The organism is Enhygromyxa salina (genome assembly GCF_002994635.1).
Lineage (GTDB): Bacteria > Myxococcota_A > Polyangia > Nannocystales > Nannocystaceae > Plesiocystis > Plesiocystis salina_B.
On record NZ_PVNL01000117.1, the window covers coordinates 140,784 to 159,739 of the forward strand.

Consider the following 18,956-nt stretch of genomic DNA (forward strand, 5'->3'; position numbering starts at 1 on the left):
CCATCAATCATTGACGGGCTGGCCAAACAGCACCCGCCCGGCGATCGCCACGTCCTCGACCCCGTCGCCGTCAAAGTCACCCACGTGCCCCACGCTCTGGGTGTCCAATCCATCGAGCATCAGCACGCCCCGTGGGTCGAGGTTCTCTGAGCTAAACCCCACATTTAGCCCCCAGATCAGCCCGGTACCCAGGAGATCGCCGCTCATGAGCTCGCGCCCAGCCGAGCCATCGAGCTCGATCCAGCGGACCCAGTCAATGCGCTTGGGCTGCTCGTCATCCGCTTCGTCCTCGCCTTCGTCGTCGCCTTCGAACAGCGCGAAGGTCATGAGCGAGTCCAGCGACAGCGTGCCCGTGCCGTCGCCCCGCAGGAGCTTGATCTCATCATTGATCGTGACCCAGGTCAGATCCATGTAGCCGTCGCCGTCCGCGTCGGCGACCTCGAGGAAGGGATCGTTGCCGTCCGCGAGCCCCCGGACCACGCCGTCGACCGCGAGCACGTCGACCAATTCAAAGCACATGCTGCGCGACTCGAGCTTGCCCTGGCCAACGTCCACCAAGAACACGCCGCTGCACAGTGAGTTCGTTGGGGAGGTCTCGATCCGGGGTCGCAGCACCGCGATCTCGAGCCCAGTGTCGGTGCGCCCGACGACCACGGCCTCCTGCGTCGCGGGCGTTCCCTCGTCTTGCTCGAGCCGCCCGAGCTCGATCGCCACGACCGTGCTGTGATCGGGCTTGGCGCTGGGGAGCACGTCCGAGAGCGGCGTCAGGGGACCGACCGAGTCGTAGGCCGGCCCGAGCTCCGCCTCGCCGCTGATCGCCCGCAGCACCCGCAGACCGCCGTCGCTGCTGGTCTGGGCCAGACCCAGCCCCCACCCAAAGTGAGCCGCGTGAAGCTCGTCGCCGAGCACCCCGGCGGCGAAGCGCACGTGGCAGTCCTGCCGGGTGACGCAGCTGCCGGGCGCGGTCAGGGCCAGCGCGGGCCACTGGCCGTCTCGAAAGATCGTCAGCCGTCCGTCCCGCTCGGCGCCCAGGCTGGCGCTTGGCAGCCCCTCACCAAACACCCGCAGCAGGTCAAACCCGGCCGGCGAGAAGTTGGTGGCCCGGGCCGAGTCGTAGGGGGGACCCCAGATCACCTGCAGCGCCGACCCACCCGCGTACACGAGGTCGACCGTGAAGTCGCCGTCGATGTCCCCCGCCGCGACCTGCTCGATGCGGGTGTTCTCGATCGTGTGCATGACCAGCTGGGCGCTGGACTCGTCACGCCAGAGCAGATCCAGAAAGTCGATCGGTGAGTGATCGGTGGGCTGGCCCGTGAACTCGATCTTGTTCTTGTCGATCGCCGCGAACCCGAGCTGTCCATCGCCGCGCAGGTCGACGACCGTGGCCAGCGAGTCGTTGGTGCGCCAGTTCCTGCTGACCTCGGCCCGGGTCGCGGTCTCGGCGTCGATCAGCCCGCCGCTGGTCACCATCAGGCAGGCGTAGCCCCACTCCGGCTCGCCCGAGGGGCTCACGGGCGGGCCCGCGAGCACGGCCTCGCCCGCGATCAGGCACTGATCCGTCGGGTTCGGGGTGCTCAGCGCGACCACCCCCGCGGTCAGCAAGAAGTCCATGTGGCCGTCGTGATTGACGTCGGCCATGGCCCGCGGCCAGGTCGCGTGCTCGATCCGAAACTCGGGATCGGTGAACTCGGTCGCCCAGCTGTGCCCGCGGATCAGCGGCGCGTCTGGGTCGGCGAGATTGGGCATCCCGGCGAGATCGGGCGAGCTGTTGAACTGGCCGTCACCCGCGCCATAGACCACGTAGGTCTGGGGATCGTCGAGGGTCGCCGCGTCGTTGTCGGTGACGTTGAGCAGCAGGTCCGGGAATCCGTCGGCGTTGACGTCACCCTGGCCCGCGAGCGCGAGGCTGTAGGTGTCCGCGAGCTCGGACACGCTCACGCTCGAGATCGAGTCGACGCTGCCGAGCGGAGCCAGCGACATGCTCTGGTTGAGCTGGTTGGGGCCCGCACACAGCGGAAAGAAGTCGACGAGGTTGCCGGGCGAGCCATCGCTGCTGGACCGGTAGCTGACCGCCAGGGTGTCGCACGAGCGCCCCTGATCCCAGCGCGCGACGGCGGCGTGTTGCGATCGGTGGTCATCGGGCAGCCGAAACAGCGGGATGAAGCGGCGATCCTCGAGCACGGCGAAGCGGGTGCCAGCGTCGTCGGTCTTGCCCAGCAACAGCGTCTGCGTGCACCCGCCAACGTCGCAGACCGACTGCGGCATGCCGCGCGGGTTGAAGACCGTGTACAGGTCGCGGGTCCCCGGCGAGACGAACGGCGCGGTCACCAGCTCGACGAAGGGGTCGCCGAGCAGCCGGTTCTGCGCGCCAGTGAACACCCGCACGGCGATGTCATCACCGATCAGCGGCAGCGCGAGATCGTCGACCCCGTCCTTGGTCATGCGCGTGACGATCGGCTGCACGGCCGGCGAGTCGCTGATCGGCCGCCGCGCGGGATCGACGAACAGATCGGCGAGCACGCGGCCCTCGGTGAAGAACGCGATCGATGCCTCACCCTGGAACCCGCGCAGGACCACGTCGTCGCGGCCGTCGCCGTCGAGATCACCCACGCCGCGCGCGAGCCCGGGCAGCGTGACGAGCTCGAACTCCGCGTTGGGTCGACGGCACACGCCGTCGGTGCCGCAGCCCCACCCCGGCGGGCACTGGGTCTTGGTCGAGCTCGAGTCACAGGTGAGCCGGCACGCGACCGCGCTGCCGGGCGCGCCACAAGTGGCGTTCTCGCCGAAGTTGCTGGCCGAGCCGTCGCAGTCTTCGCCCAGCTCGGGCTCGAGGATCCGGTTGCCACACACGCCAAAGTCCACGGTGCCCAGCTCCGCGCACGCGATCGCGCCGCCCACCGCGACGCCGATCGAACCCACGATGCCCGCCAGCCCCGCCAACCGAGCCCGTCCAAGCACACGTGGGCGCGGAGCAGATCGCCGCATCGCCCCTACCGATCTCGGGCGCAGCGGACTCCGTAGATGCGCACGGTCGAGTCGGGCGAGGCCGAGTTGCGCTTGGAGATTCGCTGGGCCGGAAACCCGGGCGGGACCGTGAACGCGCTGCCCTTCACGCCGTGCTCACTGCCGCTGGCGGGGCCCTGCGGGTCGTCCTCGCCCACGCTCTCGCTGTAGTAGTCGGCGGCGTAGAAGTCCGACACCCACTCCGAGACGTTGCCGGTCATGTCGGCGATGCCGAACGGCGAGTCGCCCTCGCGCACCGAGCCGACCGGCGCCGTCGAGTTTCCGCAGGTGTCGACCCGCGCGAGCTCGCAGGTGGGTGGGTCGTCGCCCCACGGATACAGCTGCAGCTGATCGCCGCGGGCCGCTCGCTCCCACTCGGCCTCGGTCGGGAGCCGCAGCCCTCGCCACTCGCAGAAGCTGGTGGCGTGATTCCAGCTCAGACAGTTGACCGGGTGATCTTTGCGATCGCTGCGCGAGAGGTTGCAGTCGGGATCGTCGGCCGTCTCCTCGCAGACGCCAGCGTCGACGCACCGCCTGTACTCGGCGACGGTCGCCTCGTGCTCGTCGATGAAGAACGCCGAGACGTTGATCATGCCGCCCGGGTTCTCGTTGGCGTCGCAGTCCTTGTCGTCCATGAGGCAGCCGCGCCACACCTCGCCGCCGGGGATCAAGATCGTGCCGAGCGGGATGAACAGCGGCTCGTCGTCGGTGTCGGGCCCCGGGTCCATCCCCGTCTCGTCTTCTTCATCGGCCGGCGCGTCGTCGCCGGTGCATGCCATACACAGCAGCGCTGTCGACAGCAGCAGCGCGGTGCAGAGGCGCAAATCGCAGATCATTCGGCAATCGTTCCACCGACGGGGGCCGGGGTCAACGACCTCTTGGGCGGCCTCGAACGTTGCGTTGCGCGCCCGCCAACGCGGCTCGTCGGCCGCTGCGTCCCCTGAAACCGGGCTCCGAACCCGTTCGCCGCTGGCGGCAGCGCGCACGACGGGCGGAGCAGACCCGCGCGCTGTGGGTGGTACAGTCCGCGACTCCCATGCGTACTGCTTCACTGGTCACCCTGTTCGCTGGCTCGCTGGCCCTGTCCGCGTGCGCCCATGATCCCGCCCCAGACCCACAGCCGACGGTCACCGACGGCCCAGAGCAGACGCCCGTGGAAGCCGACAACCCCTTGTTCACCACCAGCACGCTCCAGTACCAGGCGCCCGACTTCGCCGCGATCGAGCTCAGCCACTTCCGCCCGGCCTTCGAGCGCGGCATGGCCGAGCAGACCGCCGAGATCGAGGCGATCGCCAGCTCGGAGGAGCCCGCCAGCTTCGAGAACACGCTGGTCGCAATGGAGCGCAGCGGCGACCTGATCGAGCGGACCGCCAGCGTGTTCTTCAGCTTGACCGGGACCGTCTCGACCGAGGAATTGCGCGCGCTTCAGTCCGAGCTCGCGCCGCTGCTGTCCGCGCACGCCGACTCGATCACCCTCAACCCCAAGCTGTTCGCGCGGGTCGAGGCCGTGTACCAGGCCCGCGAGCCGCTGGTCGGCGAGGACAAGCGACTCGCCGAGGAGATCTATGCGCGCTTTGTCCGGGCCGGCGCTCAGCTCGACGAGCCCGCCAAGGCGGAGATCCGCCAGATCAACAGCGAGCTGTCCCAGCTCACCACCGAGTTCTCACAGAACCTGCTCGCCGCGAGCACCAGCGGCGCCGTGATCGTCGAAGACGTCGCCGAGCTCGCCGGGCTGTCGGACGCCGACATCAAGGGCCTCGCGGCCGCGGCGACCGAGGCCGGGCACGAGGGCAAGTACCTGATCAACCTGCTCAACACCACGCGCCAGCCCGTGCTCAGCAGCCTCGAGAACCGGGCCCTGCGCCAGCGTGTGTGGGAGGCCTCGGCCCAGCGTGGGGTCGCCGACAACGGCCCCGCGCTGCTGCGGATCGTCGAGCTGCGCGCGGCCAAGGCCAAGCTGCTTGGCTACCCGACCTGGGCCGCGTACGTGCTCGAGGAGCAGATGGCCAAGACCCCCGACGCGGTCCTGAAGATCCTCGATGATCTGGCCCCCAAGGCCGCCGCCAAGGCCAAGGCCGAGGCCAAGCAGATCCAGCAGGCGATCAAGCGCGACAAGGCCAAGGCCGGCGGCAACTTCGAGGTCCAGGCCTGGGACTGGGCCTACTACGCCGAGAAGGTGCGGGCCAAGCAATTCGAGCTCGACGAGGCCGAGATCCGAGCTTACTTCGAGCTCGAGAGCGTGCTGCAAAACGGCGTGTTCTTCACCATGGGCAAGCTCTACGGGATCCGCTTCGAGGAGCGCACCGACCTGCCCGTGTATCACCCGGACGTGCGCACCTTCGAGGTGTTCGAGGAGGACGGGACCAGCATCGGGCTGTTCTACGCCGACTACTACGCGCGCGAGGGCAAGCGCGGCGGCGCGTGGATGGGCGCGATCGTGCCCCAGTCCAGGCTGCTCGAGCGCAAGCCCGTGATCGTCAACGTGCTCAACATCCCCAAGCCGGCCAAGGGCGAGCCCACGCTGTTGACCTTCGCCGAGGCCACCACCATGTTCCACGAGATGGGACACGGCGTGCATGGCCTGTTCTCGGACGCGCTGTATCCGAGCCTGGCCGGGACCTCCGTGCCGCGCGACTATGTCGAGTTTCCCTCGCAGTTCGAGGAGGACTGGCTGATCGACCCGATCGTGATCAGCAATGTCGCCAAGCACTACCAGACCGGCGAGCCGATCCCGAAGCCGCTGCTCGACAAGCTGCTCGCGTCGCGCAAGTTCAACCAGGGCTTTGACAGCCTCGAGTATCTCGGGGCGGCGCTGCTCGACATGGAGTGGCACTTGATCGCCAGCGGGGCGGAGATCACCGACGCGCAGGCGTTCGAGGATCAGGCCCTGGCCAAGCACGGGGTCGACTACGCCCCGGTGCCGCCGCGGTATAAGTCGACGTATTTTGCGCATACGTTCGCTGGGGGGTACTCGGCTGGGTATTATGCGTATCTGTGGACCGAGGTGCTGGCCGCGGACGCGTTCGCGTTCATGGGCACGCAGGGCGGGCTCACGCGGGCGAATGGGGATAAATTTCGGGAGTTGATTCTGTCGAAGGGGAACACCGTGGACCCGATGGCGCAGTATGTCAGCTACCGCGGGCAAGAGCCGACCGTCGACGCGCTGCTGGTCCGGCGTGGGTTGGTCAAGTAGCGCGCACGCTCACCGCGAGGGGTCGGCCGTCGAATGTCAGTATTCTCGTCGATCCCCCGCAGCCAGTGGGTCGCGACCAACGAGCTGGCCTTTGCGATCCGCGACGGCTACCCGGTCAGCGAGGGCCACACGCTCGTCATCCCCAAGCGCGTCGTGGCGAGCTGGTTTCAGGCCACCGAGGCGGAGCGAGCCGCGATCTTGCAGCTCGTCGATCGAGTCAAGGCCGATCTCGATCGTGAGCTGCAGCCGGACGGCTACAACATTGGCATCAACGACGGCGCGGCGGCCGGCCAGACCGTGGCTCACCTGCATGTCCACGTGATCCCGCGCTGGGATGGAGACGTCGACGATCCCCGCGGGGGTGTCCGGTTTGTGATCCCCGAGCGGGGGAACTACAAGGAGCCGGGGCGCTTGCCCGCGGCCAGGCGGGATCCGGGCCCGTGGCGGGCGGACGCGGGCGCCACAGCGTCGAGCCCCGGACCCCGCCATCAGCTCGCGACCGGCGGTCTTCGTGATCCGTTCTACGACCACCTGCGTCCGGCGCTGCTGCGCGCCGACGTGATCGACATCGTCGCGGCCTTCGTGCAGGACAGCGGCGTCGAGCTGCTCAACGACGCGATCGATCGGGCGCTCGCCCGCGGCGCGAAGCTTCGCGTCATCACGGGCGACTACCTGCACATCACCCAGACCCAGGCCCTCTACCAGCTGCTCGACCGGACCCAGGAGGCCGACAGCGCCGACGAGACGCTGGGCGGCTTCGAGGTCCACATCATCGAGACAAAGACCCTGGGCGGTCGCGCGTTTCACCCCAAGTCTTGGCGCATGGAGGGCCCGTCGCTCGCCGTCGCGTGGGTCGGGAGCTCGAATTGGTCGAGGTCGGCGCTGACCCACGGGGTCGAGTGGAACCTCCGGGTCGAGCGCGCGCGCCAGCCCGAGGCCTACCGAGAGCTCGTCGTCGCCTTCGATGAGCTGTGGGCGCGCGCGCGTCCCCTCGATCTGGCGTGGCTCGAGGACTACGCGCGTCGGGCCCAAGAAACCAGCGCCGTCCGCTTGCCGCCGGCCGAGCTCGCCGACGCGACCGCGACGGCGCCGGCCGAGCCCCGCGGAATCCAGCTCGACGCGCTGGAGATCCTCGCCAACACCCGCGCCGACGGACGCGCCCGCGCGCTCGTCGTGCTCGCGACGGGGCTCGGCAAGACCTTCCTCGCGGCGTTCGATGTCCGCAATTTCGCCGACCAGCTGGACCAGCCCGCCCAGGTCAGCGGACCGCCGCGGGTGTTGTTCGTGGCCCATCGCCGTGAGCTGCTGATCCAGGCCCGCTCGACCTTCCGCCGGGTGTTCCCCACCGCGTCGTTTGGTCTATTCGTCGGTGACGCGACCCAGCTCGACGCGCAGTTCGTGTTCGCGTCGGTTCAAAAGCTCACGCGTCCGCGCACGCTCGAGGCGCTCCGCCCCGACGCGTTCGACTACGTGATCATCGATGAGTGCCACCACGCCGCGGCCGACTCGTATCGACGGCTCCTCGCACAGCTCGCGCCGCGCTTCTTACTTGGTCTCACCGCGACGCCCGAGCGGGCCGATGACGCCGACGTCGCCAGCTTGTTCGACGACCATGTCGCGTACCGCGCTGACCTCGGCGAGGGCATCGCGCGCGAGCTGCTGGTCCCGTTTCACTACCTCGGTATTCGAGACACGATCGCCTACGACCAGCGCCAGTCGTGGTCGCGCTACACCGCCGAGGTGCTCGCGGGCCTGGCCACGAGCGAGGCCCGGATGGAGAAGCTCTGGCAGGCGTGGCAGGACCATCCCGGCCAGCGGACCCTGGTGTTTTGCGTCTCGATCGACCACGCGGACTACGTTCGAGACTGGCTGCGCGAGCGGGGGGTCGCGGCCGAGGCCGTGCACACGGGCCCGCGCTCTGGCGATCGTGAGCGGGTCCTCGCCGAGCTCGAGGCAGGGGTGGTCGAGGCGCTCGTGGCCGTCGACCTGTTCAACGAGGGCCTCGACGTCCCGCGGATCGATCGCGTGGTCATGCTGCGCCCAACCGCCTCGCCCGTCGTGTTTCTTCAGCAGCTCGGTCGTGGTCTGCGGGTCGCCGAGGGCAAGGCGTCGCTGCAGGTCATCGACTTTGTCGGCAACCACAAGGTGTTCTTGCAGCGCGTGCGCACGCTGTTGTCGCTGTCGCCGAAGCCGCCCAGCTTGCATGAATTCCTGCGCGATCAGGCCGCCCTACACCTGCCCGCCGGCTGTCGCGTCGAGCTCGAGCTCGAGGTCATTGATCTGCTCGCCAAGCTGCTCCCGGCCGGGTCGCGCAACGAGACGGTTCGCATCTACCGTGAGCTCCGCGAGGCCCGAGGTATTCGGCCGACCCCGGGCGAGCTCGCGCGTCGCGGCCTCAACCCGGCGTCCGTCCGGTCCCAGCATGGGCACTGGTATGGCTTCGTCGAGGCCGAGGGGGACCTCAGCGCGATCGAGCGACAGGCCGTGAGCGGGCACGACTGGCTGCGCCAGCTCGAGCGCTCGTCGATGACCAAGTCGTTCAAGATGGTCGTGCTCGAGGTGTTGCTCGCCCACGACGCGCTGTTCGCTGGCATGGCGATCGAGCAGCTGTGCCGCGCCAGCCATGCCTGGCTGTTGCGCAACCCCGACCTGCTCGCGGATCTCGATGGCGTCAAAGCGCTGAGCGATCCTCGTCAGCCCGATCACGACCAATGGCGTCGCTACTGGGAGAAGAACCCGATCGCAGCCTGGACCGGCGGCAAGCGGCCGTCCTTCGTGATCGAGGACGGCGTGTTTCGGTTTCGCAAGGGTGCGCCCGACGATCCCGCGGTCGCCGAAGCCCTCGCGCGCTTGACCCGACACATCGTCGACTGGCGGCTCGCGACCTACCGTCGGCGCCAGGTCGGGGGCGCCGACGCGGCGACGTCGTTCATCTGCAAGGTCAGCTGGAACGGCAGGGATCCGATCTTGTTCTTGCCGCCCGGCGACCGCGACGCGCTGCCCCGCGGCGAGGTCGACGTGCGCCTGGAGACCGGCGAAGTCTGGAGCTTTCGCTTCGTTCAGGTCGCCGTGAACGTGGCGCGCCCGACTGGGCAGCGGACCAACGGCCTACCCGACCTCATGCGCCAGTGGTTTGGCTCCGAGGCTGGCAAGCCAGGCACGGACGCGGGGGTTCGGTTTCGCCGGAGCCCGGAAGGTTGGTGGGTCGAAGCGCTGGGCCAGGTCCTCGAGTTCGCGCCCCGCGGCATGCTCGTCGCGTACCCAAGCTTGCGGGCGGCGGCGGGCCAGCTCGGCGAGGCCACAGTCGAAGCCGAGGCTGAGCTCGTGCGGCTGCCGATCGAGCCTCGGCCCGACCGCTTCGCCGTGCGCGTCGCCGGCCACTCGATGGACGGCGGGCACACGCCGCTGCGTGACGGCGACTGGGCCGTGCTCGAGTGGGCGCGAGGGGCCGGGCTCGCCGCCTTGGTGGGGCGCGTGGTCTTGCTCGCGCGCGGCGACGTCGACGAGGGCCAGCGCCACCACCTCAAGCGCGTGGTCCGTGTCGACGGCGGGGTTCGCCTGCGCTCCGACAACCCCGCCGAGCCCGAGCTGGAGATCGATGCGACGACAGTCGTGATCGCGCGGCTCGTCGAGGGCGTTCGGCCCGAGCAACTCGGGCCCAGCGTGGGCAGCGTCGTGCGCGACTGGGACCAGGCCTTCGGCATCCACGAGCCACCGCGCGGCCGATCATCGCGGATCGACGGGCACCTGTTCATCTTGGTCGATGCCAAGGGGCTCCTCGTTGCGCCCGACCGAGTCGATGTCCCCGTTGGCGACCGCGCGCCAGCGGAGACCGCGTTTGTCTTGACCCGCAGCGGCGACGCGTGGCGCTACGCGGGCGTCGGTCGCTGGTCCGAGGGGGCGTGGCGGATCCCCTCCGTCGACGATGCGACCTGGCGCAGCCTCGGCGATGCGCCTTGAAGCGGCCGAGAGCGGGACCGACGCCCTCCGCACCCGACCGAGTCGCCTGTTAGGCTCCGGCCCCGTGATCCCAGCTGTCGCGCACTTCATCTGGTTCGGCCCGCAGCTGCCGTGGGTGCACGCGCTGTCGATCCGCTCGGCGGCGCTGCGCGGCGGCTTTGATCAGGTGATCCTCCATCACGCGGATGACCTGTCGGGCACGCCAGTCTGGGCGGAGCTGAACGAGCTGCCGGAGTTTTGTGCGCGGCGCATCGACGCGGGTGAGCTACTCGAGGCGGTCGGCGACGGGGCCGGCGCGCTCGCGGATATCTATGCCAAGCTCGAGGCCCCGGCCGCGCGCGCCAACCTGCTGCGGGTAGCGATCTTGGTCGGCGAGGGCGGCGTGTATCTGGATCTCGACACGATCACGGTGCGCCGCCTCGATGCGCTGAGGACTCAGCACGGCGCGTTCTGTGGCGAGGAGCGGGTGATCTGGCCGGCCGCGGTCAAGCGCTCGCAGGACCTGCCGATGCGCGCCGCCAACCTGCTGCGGGCCGGGGCGCGGGAGCTGTATCGCGTGGTGCCCGGCGGGTGGCGGGGGTTTCGGACGATCGAGCCGCTGTACCCCGCGGCGGCCAACAACGCGGTGGTCGGGGCCGAGCCGGGGCACCCGTTCGTGCGGCGGCTGCTGAACAACATGCTCGCCGTGCCCGACTCGCGGGTGCTGGTGCGCTTCGCGCTGGGCACCCACCTGCTGCAGGACACGCTCGCACACTCGCGCGAGGCCGACCTGCGGGTGTTGCCGCCGCGGTATTTTTACCCGCTTGGGCCCGAGATCAGCCGGCACTGGTTTCGCGTGGGCGGATCACCGCCGCCGCTGGATCAGGTGATGAGCGAGGACACGCTTGTCGTGCACTGGTATGCGTCGGTGCGGACCAAGTCGATCGTGCCGAAGATCGACGCGGCCTACGTGCGCGCCCACGCGGACCGGCAGCTGTTCTCGGCGCTGGCGCTGCCGCTGCTCGCGGAACAGCATGGCGTGGGCCGCGGGGCCTGATCACAGCGAGTCGGGGTCCACCTCGATGCCGGCGACCACTTGCATCGCCCGGACCACGACGCGTCGCGCCTCGACGTGGGGCTCGGTGTCGTCGGCCCCCACGCGATCGTGCTGCAGCTGGACCTCGTTGATGATCGCCAGCGCCCGCGTTTGGACGCGCCGGGCGTCGCTCAGCTTGGCGTTGGCGATCAGGTCGACCGCTCGCTTCGCAGCTCGAGTCAACGCTGTGGCAGCAGCGACGTCGCCTTCGGTCCCGCAGTAGAGCTGCCAGTCCTCTGGGGAGCTCGGGATCTTCACCTGCTTGTACTCGATCATGGTTTTTCGCTCGTGAAATGGCTCGACCCTGCAGACAATGTGGGGCTTGTCTGTAGTCGGCATTCCCGAGCGACCTGATCCCGCCGCCGCTGTGAGCTGGCCCCGGACCCAATCACCCAGTACCCTGCCGCCCCAATGCCCCACGTGCAGCTCAGCGCCGTGATCCCCGTCCGCGACCGCAGCGGTCCGCGCCTCGAGAACTGCCTGCGCTCGCTCCGCTGGCAGCAGCTCGATCCATCCACGCTCGAGATCGTGATCACCGACTTCGGCAGCTCGCCGGATCAAGCCGCAGCCTTGCGCGACCTGTGCGAGCGCCACCGCGCCCGCCTGGTCCGGGTCGACACCAGCGAGACCTGGAACCGGGCCCGCGCGCTCAACTATGGGATTCAGCAGACCGCCGGGCGCTACGTGTTTTGCACCGACGCCGACATGATCTTCGCCCCGAATTTCGCGGCGACGCTGCTTGGCACTCAGGCGCGCGAGCGCGACGCGGCGTTCGTCGTCTGCCACTGCCGGGATCTCCCCGAGCGGCTGGCCGAGCGCGCGTGGACGCTGGACGACTTCCCCGAGCTGCTGGCGGCGGCGCCGTTTCGCAAGGCCACGGGCACGGGCGCGTGTCAGGTCGCGCGCCGCGAGTTCTTCGAGCGAGTGCGCGGCTACGACGAGGGCTTCGCGTTTTGGGGCCAAGAAGACAACGACATGCGGTTCCGGGCCGGGAGCGCCGGGTTGCGCCAAGTCTGGATACAGGATCAGACCGCAATGCTGCATCAGTGGCACCCCAGCGAGCGCGGCAAGCAGCCGCTGCGCAAGTCCTTGAATGACGTCCGCTATCACCTGACCAAGCGGGTGACGGTCAAGAACTGGCGCGGGTGGGGCGAGCGGACGCGGCCGCTGGGCTTGGGGTGAGTATCTTTTTCCAACCCCTCCCATAATATTGGTAGGCTGGGACTACGCGCCGCTCGCTCGGCGGGGATTAACGCCATGCCCATGTCTCTACCGTCGTCATTCGCTCGCCTGTCTGTCAGCTCCTGCATGGCCCTGGGCCTCACCGTTGGGTGTGGAAGCCCGAAAGATGCTGGCGCGGGCACCAGCGCCGACGGGATCGGTAGCCTCGATCAAGGCAATGCCAGCCTCGGCACCGAAGACGGCCCAACAGGCGACGGCGACGGCGACAACACCATGGGCGACGGCGACGCGGATCCCACCGCCGGAGACGGTGACGCGGATCCCACCGACGACACCACGGGCGGCAGCGGGACCAAGTTCGACATCGCCGGGGTGCCCGACGGCGGCGCCAACGGTGGCTGCGCGGCGCCACTGCACACCCCCTGCGACGACGACAGCGATCCCTGGCACGCGATCGGGGTCAACTGTCCGAGTGAGTACGAGGTCACGACCGCGTACACCGGCCACGTCGACGCCCTGTATGTGCACACCGGTCAGCTCGGCACGTACAATCCGGCCACGTATCCACCCCTCGAGGGCGACAAGATGGTGATCCTGTCCAGCGGGATCGCGCAGCAGCTCACGATTCCGGGCCAGTACGCCTCGACCTCCCACGTTGGCAACGATCCGCTCAACCTTCCGGCGCCGCTCAACCCCACGCCCGTCGACAACGGCCTGATGACCGACTGCGTCAACAACCCCAACCTGATCGGCACGGGCGACTGCTCGAACACGATCCAGGAGCAGTGGAGCCAGGGCAACGGCGCCTACGACTACGCCGAGATGCGCATGACCGGCGAGGTCCCGTTTGGCGCGACTGGGTTTAGCTACAACCTCGCGTTCTTCTCGACGGAGTACCCGGCCTTTTATCAGTCCAGCTACAACGACATGTACATCGCGTGGCTCGAGAGCGAGAAGTGGACGGGCAACGTCTCGTTTGACGAGATGGGCGCGCCGATCTCCCTCAACGCCGGGTTCCTCGACTACAAGGACGCCTCCAACCCCTACGACTGCCCCAACCCGTGCACGGCGCCCGAGCTGCAGGGTACGGCCATGCAGGGCCACGCGGGCACCAAGTGGCTCACGACCAGCGCGGGCGTCGAGCCCGGCGAGGACTTCACGATCGTGTTTGCGATCTTCGACCTCAGCGACAACATCCTCGACAGCGTGGTGATCCTCGACAACTTCTCGTGGAACTGCGAGGGCGGGCCGCCGGTCACGGTTCCGGGCTGACGCGATCCTGAATCAAGAGGCGGCCCGGCAGCGAGCGCGTGGGGTCGAGCGCGTCGTCGAGGTAGTGGGCGGGCGGCCGAAAGTCGTGGAGGTGGGCCGCACACAGCAGCAGGGCGTCGCCGGGGGCCAGGGTCCAGGTCTGTGCGTCGGAGCGAACGCTGGGCCCACCGAGCGAGCGCGTGACGATGCGGGCGAGCGCGGGGTTGTCCTCGCATGTCATCGTGCTTGCGAGCTCGTTGGCCAGGGTGTGATCACGCGTGCTCGCGACGAGTCGCCCGCGACGGATCAGGTGGCCGCGCACGTCGCCGATCCACGCGACTTCGGCCCGCTCGGGTCGCCACAACACCGCGACCGCGCTCAGCAGTCGCTCGTCGCTGGCGCAGTGGTGAAGGGCGTCGAGCACCAGCTCGGGATCGCGCAGGGTCCTGCGGCCGTCGAGCACGTGGCGCACGAACCTGGCGGTCGGCAGGATGTCGGCCACCACGGGCGCCGAAGCGAACACGACGAGCAGCTTGCTGGGCCCGAGCCAGCCGACCCAGAACCCGTCCTCGACGCTCAGCTCCTGGCGGCAGCGGGCCGGGAGCATGGGAGCGTCGCGCGGAGCAGATCTGGCGCCGACGCGCCGTCGCGCGGGGTCCCGCGAGCGCGGACCGGATGCAGTGGAACGTTCGAACATGGCGGAACCGACAGAATGTTAATATTCGCGTGAGCGCGACCGCGGGCAATACCGACATCGACGTTCGCATAGTTTACCGGCTCGCCCACGGCTCCTCGACCACGGTGCGGGCTCCTGCTCGCCGGTTTTTGTTGCTCCAGCCGAGCGCTGCGCGGTACTCGTCGCACAGGCATGGTCTTCAACTCGCCGCAGGCCCTGTCGTGAGCGCGCAGCTGTCGACGATCCTCGCGATCACGGTGATCGCCTACGCGGCGCTCATGCTCGGGATCGGCTGGTGGGCGCGGGGCCGGGTCGAGTCGACCGAGGACTTCCTGGTCGCGGGCCGCAAGCTGCCGCTGTCGTTGGCCACGCCGACCTTGCTCGCAACCTGGTTCGGCGCAGGCACGCTGCTCACGGCCACCGACGAGGTCCGCGCGGGTGGCCTGCGCATGGCCGCGCTCGAGCCGATCGGCGCCGGGCTGTGCCTGATCCTCGCGGGCCTGCTGCTCGCGCCCAAGCTGTGGCGCATGAAGCTGCTCACGCTCGGCGACTTCTACCGCAATCGGTTTGGCGTGCGAGCCGAGCGGCTGTCGGCCGCGCTGATGGTCCCCAGCTACTTCGGGTGGATCGCCGCGCAGTACGTCGCGCTGGCCCACATGCTCGAGATCAGCTTCGGCCTGCCGCTCACGCTCGGGCTGGTGCTCGTCGCCGCGATCGGGATCGCCTACACGCTGCTCGGCGGCATGTGGTCGGTGACAGCGACCGACGCGATCCAGATCGCGCTGGTGATCCTGGGTCTGCTCGCGCTCGCGTGGGTCGTGCTGCGCGAGCTCGGCGGGCCGCTGATCGGGCTCGAGCGGATCTGGACGGCGATGCCGGCCGACAAGCGCGTGGTCATTCCCCACGCGCAGGCGGGCGAGCTGCTCGGCTGGCTGGGGGTGCTGGCGGTCGGTTCGCTGGGCAACCTGCCGGGCCAGGAGCTCGCCCAGCGGATGTTCGCCGCTCGCGACGAGCGCACCGCCGTCTGGGCCTGTCACCTGTCGGGGCTGGGGTACCTGAGCATCGGCATGCTGCCGTTGATCGTCGGGCTCGCGGCTGATCTGCTGGTTCCCGGCGCGCCCGAGCGCTCGACGCTGACCACCCTCGCGCAGCTGTTCTTGTCGCCGGGTATGGCGGTGGTGTTCACCCTGGTGCTGATGTCGGCGGTGCTGTCGACGATCGACTCTGCGATCTTGTCGCCGTCCAGCGTGCTCGCGCAGAACCTGGCCTGGCCGCTGTTGGGGGCCGAGCTGGAACCACGCGGGTGGACGCCGCTGCGCATGAACCGGCTGTGCGTGGTCGTGATCGGGCTGGGGGCGCTGGTCACCGCGTTTGTCGGTGAAGACGCCTACTCGCTGCTCGAAGAGGCCTACGCCCTGGGCCTGGTCTCGCTGTTGGTGCCGCTGCTGGTCGGGCTTCACAGCGAGCGCGGGCGTGAGCGCGCGGCGTTGGTCGCGATGGTGGTCGGCACCGGGAGCTGGGTGCTGCACCTGGTCAGCGGCGCCGAGTCGTTCATGGGCAGCTGGTGGCCAGCCGGATGGGTGCCGCTGCCGGTCGGGCTGTGCTGCGCGGGCCTGGCTGGAGCCGGCTACGTGATCACGGCGCAACTCGAGCTCGGCTAAAACCGCAGCGACGCCGCGACCCCGGTCGTCCCGCCGCCGAACACTGGCCCACCGCTGAGCCGCGCCAGCGCCCCGCCCGGCCGCAGCCGCGGATCATCGAACACGTACAGCGCCACCCCGGTCACAAACAGCACGGCGCCGCCCAACCCGGAGAACACCGCCCCGGTTCGCAGTGCGTTGCGCGAGTCGACCAGCTCCAAGTAGCTGTTGTACTCGTTGGTCGTCAGCTGCGCGTTCTTGCGCTGCCTGTCGAACACGAGCGCCCGATTTTGACGCTCGACGCTGAGCCCGATCAGCACCGCGCTGCTGATCACTCCCACCGCTCCGAGGCCCAGAAAGAAGAACGACGTGAAGCGCTGGTTCGAGACATCGAGGGCGGCCCGGACCGAGCTCTGGCCGTTTCGCACCAGCACGATGTCCTTGCTGAATGGCCGATACCCGTTCTTGGTCACGCTGACCACGTGTGGCCCCGACTCGGCCTCGACCGGGTGAGCGAGCGGCAGCTCGCCCACGACCCGGCCGTCGAGCAGCACGACCGCGCCCTTGGGGCCGACGACGCCGACCGCCCCGGGCATGTCCTCGAGCTCGGCCTGGACCTGAAACGTGGTCCCCTCGGGCACGTCGAAGCTGCGCACGAAGTCGTGGTAGCCGTCGGCCCGCACGACGATCTCGTGAGGCCCAGGCTCGATGCTGATCACGCCCGGAGCCGGCAGCGGCGCGCCGCCGTCGATCCGCATGGTCGCGTCCTCGACGGTGGTCGAGACCAGGATCCGCGTCACGGCCTCGAGCTCGATGTCGCCGAGATCGCGGTCGGCCAGCAGCGAGGTCAGGTAGTTCTGCGCGAGGTCGGCGCTCTCGGCGTCCGGGGCCGCGGACAGGTACTGCTGGTAGCGACGGATCGCCAGGCGGCGATGCTCGGCGTCGCCGTCACGCTCGTAGGCGCGGCGGTGGGCCGAGCCCAGCGAGTACAGCAGCGTCACGTAGGGGTACGTTCGGTAGGCCTCGGCGAGGAACTCGATCGCGTCTTCGAAGCGCTCGTCGCGAAACGCGGCCTTGGCCGAGTCCTTGAGCACGCGCGCGTCGTCCTCGCTGCGCAGCTCCTCGGGCAAGGGCTCGAGCACGTCGACGTACGCGGGCCCCGATCGCTTGACCCTGGCGCTGTCCTCCGGGGGATCGAGCGGGGTGAGATCACTGGCCGAATCATCAGCCAGATTCTCAGCTGGCTCACTGGGCGGAGCAAATGTCAGACACGCCAGCAGCCACGCGCAGATCAATAGCCCAGCTCCTTGTCGACGTTGCCGGAGTCCTGCCCCTGCTGCGTTTTCTTGGTCTTCTTGACCTTCTTCGCCGGCTTGTCGGGCTGGGCCTCGAGGGCGACCGGCACCGTCAGATCCGCGACCGGCACCACGACGACGGCCGCGCGCTCGTAGCCCTCGGCGACGATCTCGAGGCTGACGGTCGCGTCGCTCTTGTCGAGGGTGAAGGGCTGATCCGCGGAGCCAACTTCACGATCACCAATGAACACCTGCGCGCCCGCGGGCGCCCCCTCGAGCGTGACGACCACGGTGGTGCTGGGTGGCTCGGGGACCGGGTCGACCGCCACGTCGGTGGGGATCGGGGGCTCAGGCGGCTCCGCGGGTTCGGGCTCCGGGGTCGCTGCGGGCGGCTCGACTTCGATCACGCTCGCGCTCGCCGTCAGGTGCCCCTGCGAGAACGCGAACGCCAGGCCGCCGACGATGAGCGCCCCGACCACCGCGGCGCCGATCCACACCCGACTTCGGGCCCCGGCCGCCGTCGCTTCCTCGATCTGCTCGAGCGCCCGCGCGAGCTCACCTGCGCTCTGCCAGCGCTGCTCGCGATCTTTGGCCAACGCCTTGTGCACGATCCGCTCGACCGCAGGTGAGAGCTTGGCCTCCGGCGCGAACGCCCGCAGCGAGGGCACCGGCTCGGTCAGGTGCTTGGTGATCATCCCGAGCGGATGGTTGGACGAGTACGGCAGCTTGCCCGTGAGCATGCGAAACAGCATCACGCCCACGGCGTAGACGTCGGCCCGCGAGTCGACGTCGGCGTCGCCCCGCGCCTGCTCCGGGGCCATGTAGGCCGCGGTCCCCACGATCACGCCGGTCTTGGTCAGCTCCGAGCTGTCGCCCTCGGCGGTGGTCTTGGCGATGCCAAAGTCGACGACCTTGATCAGATCGCTGGTCCCGCTCTGATCGACGCAGAAGCAATTCGCAGGCTTGACGTCGCGGTGCACGATGCCCTGGTCATGGGCGGCCTGCAGCGCGTTGCAGATCTGCACGATGAAGCGGCGCGCTCGCTCGAAGCTGAGCCGGCCCTCGCGGTGCAGGATCTGCTTGAGATCCTCGCCCTCGAGGTACTCCATCGCGATGAAGGGCGCGCCCTCTTCGGTGCTCCCGTAGTCCGTGATGTCGACGACGTTGACGTGCCTGATCTGCGACGCCGACCGGGCCTCCCGCAAGAACCGCTCGCGCAGGACCTTGCGCCGGCTGAGCTCGACGCTCAGGGTCTTGACCGCGACCAGCTTGCCGATCGCGGTTTGCTCGGCCAGGTACACGTTGCCCATGCCACCCGAGCCGAGGTGACGGATGATCCGATAGCGACTCGCGATCTCGCGACCTTCCTCGAGCCGCTCGGCCATGCGCTCGAGCTCGGGGTTGGTCTCGACCATCCCCGCCAGCTCGGCGCTGTCGACCGCGGCTTCGGTCGGGGCATCGGAGATATCGGCAGTCAATGCCACGGCCTTCCGATTGGGGTCAGTCCCAGCCAGGCGAGCGGGCGAGCGGAGCCCTCGGCGGTGCAGCTTTGGTTCATCGCTTTCGTCGACGAGACTGGTCGCTGAGCATAACCCACCACGCGCGGCGGCGACATCGCGCGATGCACGACTGGCGGTCGAGTTGGTAGCCCACCACCCACAACTAAACCGCCGCGCAGGAC

The 18,956-nt window shown here is 69.1% G+C and carries 12 protein-coding genes; 6 read left to right on the forward strand and 6 right to left on the reverse strand.

Translation table 11 applies throughout. The features are described from left to right. Nucleotides 1–3: 3 nt before the first annotated feature. Entirely contained in the window at nucleotides 4–2,919 is a 2,916-nt protein-coding gene (locus ENSA7_RS29385; protein ID WP_146158259.1) for a hypothetical protein, read from the reverse strand. Nucleotides 2,920–2,990: 71 nt separating this feature from the next. Next, nucleotides 2,991–3,839: a formylglycine-generating enzyme family protein gene (locus ENSA7_RS29390; protein ID WP_106092688.1), complete on the reverse strand. Its 849-nt coding sequence runs from the start codon at nucleotides 3,837–3,839 to the stop codon at nucleotides 2,991–2,993. A 200-nt stretch (nucleotides 3,840–4,039) separates the two neighbouring features. Here ENSA7_RS29390 and ENSA7_RS29395 point away from each other — a divergent pair, with 200 nt between their 5' ends. The 3 genes from ENSA7_RS29395 to ENSA7_RS29405 all read left to right on the forward strand — a co-directional run bounded on the left by ENSA7_RS29395 (nucleotide 4,040) and on the right by ENSA7_RS29405 (nucleotide 11,192). Beyond that, entirely contained in the window at nucleotides 4,040–6,196 is a 2,157-nt protein-coding gene (locus ENSA7_RS29395) for a M3 family metallopeptidase (protein ID WP_106092689.1), read from the forward strand. A gap of 33 nt (nucleotides 6,197–6,229) precedes the next feature. Next, complete coding sequence (locus tag ENSA7_RS29400) at nucleotides 6,230–10,156, forward strand: DEAD/DEAH box helicase family protein (protein WP_106092690.1); 3,927 nt, start codon at nucleotides 6,230–6,232, stop codon at nucleotides 10,154–10,156. A gap of 64 nt (nucleotides 10,157–10,220) precedes the next feature. Continuing rightward, nucleotides 10,221–11,192 carry a glycosyltransferase gene (locus tag ENSA7_RS29405; RefSeq protein WP_181234235.1) on the forward strand — a complete coding sequence of 324 codons (972 nt, stop codon included), beginning with the start codon at nucleotides 10,221–10,223 and terminating at the stop codon, nucleotides 11,190–11,192. Here the strand turns inward: ENSA7_RS29405 and ENSA7_RS29410 are convergent, their stop codons facing one another. Further along, nucleotides 11,193–11,507: a hypothetical protein gene (locus ENSA7_RS29410; RefSeq protein ID WP_106092692.1), complete on the reverse strand. Its 315-nt coding sequence runs from the start codon at nucleotides 11,505–11,507 to the stop codon at nucleotides 11,193–11,195. It abuts the gene before it with no gap. A gap of 135 nt (nucleotides 11,508–11,642) precedes the next feature. Here ENSA7_RS29410 and ENSA7_RS29415 point away from each other — a divergent pair, with 135 nt between their 5' ends. Continuing rightward, a complete protein-coding gene (locus tag ENSA7_RS29415) occupies nucleotides 11,643–12,413 on the forward strand; it encodes a glycosyltransferase family 2 protein (protein WP_106092693.1) in 771 nt (256 codons plus the stop codon). Between the two features lie 126 nt (nucleotides 12,414–12,539). Continuing rightward, complete coding sequence (locus ENSA7_RS29420) at nucleotides 12,540–13,685, forward strand: choice-of-anchor L domain-containing protein (RefSeq protein WP_106092694.1); 1,146 nt, start codon at nucleotides 12,540–12,542, stop codon at nucleotides 13,683–13,685. Here the strand turns inward: ENSA7_RS29420 and ENSA7_RS44335 are convergent. Continuing rightward, nucleotides 13,669–14,271, reverse strand: a complete 603-nt coding sequence (locus tag ENSA7_RS44335; RefSeq protein WP_181234236.1) for a PP2C family protein-serine/threonine phosphatase — start codon at nucleotides 14,269–14,271, stop codon at nucleotides 13,669–13,671. The two genes, ENSA7_RS29420 and ENSA7_RS44335, sit on opposite strands and share 17 nt — an antisense overlap. 290 nt (nucleotides 14,272–14,561) lie before the next feature. Between ENSA7_RS44335 and ENSA7_RS29430 the strand changes: the two genes are divergently transcribed. Continuing rightward, complete coding sequence (locus ENSA7_RS29430) at nucleotides 14,562–16,001, forward strand: high affinity choline transporter 1 (protein WP_181234237.1); 1,440 nt, start codon at nucleotides 14,562–14,564, stop codon at nucleotides 15,999–16,001. Here the strand turns inward: ENSA7_RS29430 and ENSA7_RS29435 are convergent. Both ENSA7_RS29435 and ENSA7_RS29440 read right to left on the reverse strand, forming a co-directional pair. After that, nucleotides 15,998–17,275, reverse strand: coding sequence for a PEGA domain-containing protein (locus ENSA7_RS29435; protein ID WP_106092697.1), 1,278 nt, complete (start codon nucleotides 17,273–17,275; stop codon nucleotides 15,998–16,000). The genes ENSA7_RS29430 and ENSA7_RS29435 overlap by 4 nt on opposite strands. Then, nucleotides 17,272–18,759, reverse strand: a complete 1,488-nt coding sequence (locus ENSA7_RS29440) for a serine/threonine-protein kinase (protein WP_106092698.1) — start codon at nucleotides 18,757–18,759, stop codon at nucleotides 17,272–17,274. The genes ENSA7_RS29435 and ENSA7_RS29440 overlap by 4 nt, the downstream gene beginning before the upstream one ends. Nucleotides 18,760–18,956: the final 197 nt, after the last annotated feature.